Origin of the sequence: Herbaspirillum sp. RV1423, from assembly GCF_000577615.1 — a bacterium.
GTDB lineage: Bacteria > Pseudomonadota > Gammaproteobacteria > Burkholderiales > Burkholderiaceae_D > Herbaspirillum.
In genome coordinates this window covers 1-277 of sequence record NZ_CBXX010000119.1, presented here as the reverse complement: position 1 = coordinate 277, position 277 = coordinate 1, and the positions used below count along the sequence as shown (strand labels likewise).

At 52.3% G+C, this 277-nt stretch carries 1 rRNA gene; it reads left to right on the top strand.

Features of this window, described 5'->3' with window-relative positions:
- Positions 1–277, top strand: a 23S ribosomal RNA gene (locus RV1423_RS28375); the annotation flags it as partial.

The window sequence follows — 277 nt, the reverse complement described above, 5'->3', positions numbered from 1 at the left end:
CAGAAATGCGTAGCTGATGGGAAGCAGGTTAATATTCCTGCACCATTGTTAAATGCGATGGGGGGACGGATCGCGGAAGGTTGTCCGGGTGTTGGAAGTCCCGGTCCTTGCATTGGAGAAGGCGCTTAGGCAAATCCGGGCGCGGAATTCAAGGGTGCGAGGCCATTCACTTAGGTGAAGAAGCAATCGGAAGTGGTTCCAAGAAAAGCCTCTAAGCTTCAGTTTAACAGGACCGTACCGCAAACCGACACAGGTGGGCGAGATGAGTATTCTAAGG